5 protein-coding genes and 1 pseudogene are annotated in these 3,710 nt (G+C 62.7%); all 6 read left to right on the top strand.

Annotation, left to right across the window (positions count from 1 at the left end; all coding sequences use genetic code 11):
* Window positions 1-180 (top strand): annotated as a pseudogene (locus tag VQ044_RS24135) (hypothetical protein); the annotation flags it as partial.
* 154 nt (window positions 181-334) lie between these two features.
* Entirely contained in the window at window positions 335-1,030 is a 696-nt protein-coding gene (locus VQ044_RS24130; RefSeq protein WP_327650205.1) for a hypothetical protein, read from the top strand.
* Between the two features lie 70 nt (window positions 1,031-1,100).
* The gene (locus tag VQ044_RS24125) at window positions 1,101-1,355 is read left to right on the top strand and encodes a hypothetical protein (RefSeq protein ID WP_327650207.1); all 255 of its coding nucleotides are present in this window, start codon (window positions 1,101-1,103) and stop codon (window positions 1,353-1,355) included.
* Window positions 1,356-1,357: 2 nt separating this feature from the next.
* Window positions 1,358-1,783: a hypothetical protein gene (locus VQ044_RS24120; protein WP_327650209.1), complete on the top strand. Its 426-nt coding sequence runs from the start codon at window positions 1,358-1,360 to the stop codon at window positions 1,781-1,783.
* Between the two features lie 407 nt (window positions 1,784-2,190).
* Window positions 2,191-2,628: a type II RES/Xre toxin-antitoxin system antitoxin gene (gene parS / locus VQ044_RS24115; RefSeq protein WP_327650211.1), complete on the top strand. Its 438-nt coding sequence runs from the start codon at window positions 2,191-2,193 to the stop codon at window positions 2,626-2,628.
* Window positions 2,628-3,089 (top strand): RES family NAD+ phosphorylase, encoded by a 462-nt coding sequence (locus tag VQ044_RS24110; RefSeq protein WP_327650212.1) that lies wholly within the window; start codon window positions 2,628-2,630, stop codon window positions 3,087-3,089. Before parS ends, VQ044_RS24110 begins: the two co-directional genes overlap by 1 nt.
* Window positions 3,090-3,710: the final 621 nt, after the last annotated feature.

The following is a 3,710-nucleotide window of genomic DNA, read 5'->3' as shown; positions in this document are numbered from 1 at the left end:
GTCACGATCCTCGATCCCAAGCAGGCCGAATGGATTGCCGGGAACGTCGCCAAGGGCGACAGCGTCTTCGTCGAGGCCCGCGTGGGCGAGAGCTCCTACGGCGAGGGCGACGATCGGAAATTCACCGTCGACATCATCGCCACCACCTTCAACCTCATGTCCTCCGCCAACGGCGAGTGAGCCCAAGGATTAGGCGGGCCCACAAGGGTCCGCCTCGTCCTGACGAGGGGACCCACAGGATCCGCTGTTCAAGAAGCGCCTGACGAACCGGACGAACTGGACGAACTTGACGAAATGGACGGCCTTGATCATATTCCGTCTATGGAGGTGTGTGATGGCTGTCACCAAACGCGAACCCGGTAGAACCCTCAAACCCAGGGCGAAGCGGTCCGGAAGCAGGACGATGCACCTCGCCACCCACGGCGGCGACGTTGCGCTGGCCCCTGGCATATTGAGCGATGTTCTCTCCCGCAAGAGGGCGGCGACCGGACTGCTCAACGGCTTTGGCAAGGCCGTGCGCGACGCCAAGCAGTCTGGACGGCCCAAGCGCATGACCATTCTCGTCGATCCGGAGCGCGACTCCTGTGAGGTTGAAGTCGAGGCGGTCCAGGAGCAGCCGGTAGATGATCTTGCTGCCGCTCTTGATGAAGCAAAGGCGCGCGGCGCGACCCGTGCCGCCGAGATCCTGAACGGGCCGGACATGCTGACGGCCGACGAATTCGCGGCCGCGATCGGCGCGTCCCGGGAGACGATCCACCAAAAGCGTAAGCGGCACGAGGTTCTCGGCCTTGAAGGCGCCAAGCGCGGTGTGCGCTTCCCCGAATGGCAGCTGAGCGCCGATGGGCGCCTGCTGCCGGAGCTGCCTCGCCTGTATAGGGCGCTCGGGGGCCATCCCTGGACGGTCTTTCGCTTCCTGCTGCAGCATCATCCGGCGCTCGACGGCAAGACGGCACTCGACGCGTTGCGCGAAGGCCGGATCGACGCGGTGATGGCGACGGCGGAGAATGTCGGCGAGGGTGAATTCGCCTGAGCATGGCAGCTAAACTGCTTGACATTTCGCGCAAATTGCGTAATTTGCGCATGCTTGAGGAGGTAAAATCATGTCCCAGGGTGTAACGGTCCGAGCGAGCGATTTCTCCCGGAATTTCGGTAAGTATCAAGATGAAGCCATCGCTGCAAAGGTGATCAACGTCACCAGCCACGGGCGGGTGATCGGGGCCTATTTGTCCGCAGCCGAACTCGCCCATTACGAGATGCTGAAGCGTCGCGAGCGTGAAGTGCTGATCGTCGGTGATCTCGATGACGAGACCATCGCGTCGATCGAAACGGCTGAATACGGCGTCGCGCCGAAGTGAGAATGCCGGAACCGAAACCGGGCCTCGTCATCCGTTACAGTTTTCTCTGGAGTCATGAGCGCGACCGGGGCGCGGTCGAGGGATCGAAGGATCGGCCCTGCGCCATCGTGGTGGCTACGCCGCGTGACGAGAACGGCCATATCCGCACGATCGTCGCGCCGATCACGCACCGGCCTCCCGACGACGCAGGCGCTTCGTTGGAAATCCCGCCGGACGTTTGCCGGACTCTCGGCCTGGACGCAGGACGGCATTGGCTCCGGCTGGACGAGCTCAATCGGTTTCTTTGGCCCGGTTACGACCTTCGCCTGGGTCCGCGTGGACGCTACGACTACGGCATGCTGCCGCCGCGCTTGTTCGAGGATCTGCGCCAAGGAATTCTCACGCGTCAGCGCGGCCGCCGCACGGCAATCATGTCGCGCGACGATTGACGGTCCCGTTCCTCCTCCGTCTTCAACCTTTGGCCACCGGTCGTTGCCACGCGACCTCTACACAGCCCTCGCCAATTGCAAAGAAAGGCATTCAGTGCTAGGATTTTAGTAAAGTTCGAACACCTCGGTCGTTATCAGAGTATTGCAGCCAATATGGTTAACATATCCGGGTAGGTTCCATAAGATATCTTATGCAACTATAGCATTCTTACTATTGATCATTTAGTTAACGAGATTTTTTCTACTTCCAAATCCGTCCGCAGCTCTCTTCCCTAGCGGTTGCCATCGGCTGTGTCGGGGTGTTCTTCTTGTTGAAGAACCTGTCCTGACGTGCGCGCTTGCCCCTCCTTGCATTCCGGCAACCTGCCGCTTATCTTCATGACATGTTGCCGCATAGGGATTTGGCCATGTCGGTTCCCATCATCGAGGAAGTCGCACGCAAGCTCGGCGGAACCGCCGTGATGGGGGCTGCCGTGCGCTCGCAGGCCGACCTCGCCCAGGCCGTGCGCAATCGGCTGCCTCTCATCGCACTTGAAGGATTGTCGCTTGCCGGGATCAGCGACCGGGAAATCGAGAGCTTCGTCATTCCGCAGCGCACGCGGCGCCATCGCGCTCAGAAAAAGCAGCCGCTGACGGTGGACGAGTCCGACCGCGCTGTGCGGCTGTTGCGTATCCAGTCCCTGGCCGAGGAGACCTTCGGGTCCGTGGAAAAGGCGCATCGCTGGCTCCGCCGACCTTTGGCCGAGCTCGAGGGCGAAGCCCCGTTCGCCCTCGCCCAGACCGAGGCAGGCGCCCGGGTCGTCGAGACCATCCTCGGCAAGATAGCCTGGGGTGCCGCCGCCTGATGCTGCTCTGGCGGCTGTCGGGCGAACGGCACGCGCAAGCTCTCGACGGCGGATACGGGCTGCATTTCGACGGGCGCTGGAACACGATCGGCCACGCTGTCACCTATTGTGCCACCTCCCCCGCGCTTTGCGTCCTGGAAAAGCTCGTCCATGTCGAGGACCCGACGCTCCTGCCGGAGCTGACGATGGTGACCTATAGCGTTCCGGACGATCTCGATGCCGTGACGATCGAGCTCGGCGATCTACCGCAGGACTGGCGGCGGCAAGAAGGTTGGACCCAGCAGCGCGGCGACGAGTGGCACCGCTCGAACGCCGCTCCACTCCTGCGCGTGCCTTCGGCGATCGTTCCGATCGATGGATCGCCCGACGTCAACGTGCTGATCAACCCCAGCCATCCGGCATCGGCCGGGATCACGATCCAGGCGCTCGAACCCTTCGTGCTCGACCCGCGGCTGTTCTGAACCGACCTTCCCTGCCAGAGCGCCTGCAGGCAGACGCCCCCTCCCCCAAGCTGCTTCTACAGGCCGCGGGAACGCGCCAGCTCGTTCGCCTCGACGGATCGACGTTTTCCGTCGCAGGCCGCTCCCTGATGATGTCTGCTAGTCTAGCCCCAATGTCGGACCGCCGATGAGGCTCATGACCTCACCACGAGACAGCCGGCGCTTGGTCGCCGGCGCATCCGCCTTTGCGTGCTCGAAGCGACTCGTAGACCTCGCCAGCGCGACAACGGCACCATCGTCTGCCCTGGAGAGAACGAGATGCTTGCCAGAGTAGGCGCGCACATTGCGAACGCCGGCGGCCAGGGCGGGCGGGGCCCCGAAATGGAGCTTGCGACCTCATCAGGTAATGCGAGCGCCAGGTCGAGCCGAGACGGAAGGCGTTCCGATTGAAGAAGGCTGTCGGGGCTCATCCGTTGTCCGTTTCTTGAGATTGCCCGGTCCTTACCGCTGCCGTCCGCTAGGCGTTCAACCCCAATGACGGTTTCCAGCTTCGCCGGACCCTCCGCAATTGCGGTGTGACCGCGCGGACAGGCGCGGTTCGTCGAGGGCATCGAAACGCACAACTCAAGGAGATCCCCATGC

Origin of the sequence: Aurantimonas sp. C2-5-R2 (genome assembly GCF_036549495.1) — a bacterium.
Taxonomy (GTDB): Bacteria; Pseudomonadota; Alphaproteobacteria; order Rhizobiales; family Rhizobiaceae; genus Aurantimonas; species Aurantimonas coralicida_A.
The sequence above is the reverse complement of the archived record's forward strand: the minus strand, read 5'-3'. Positions and strand labels throughout refer to the sequence as shown.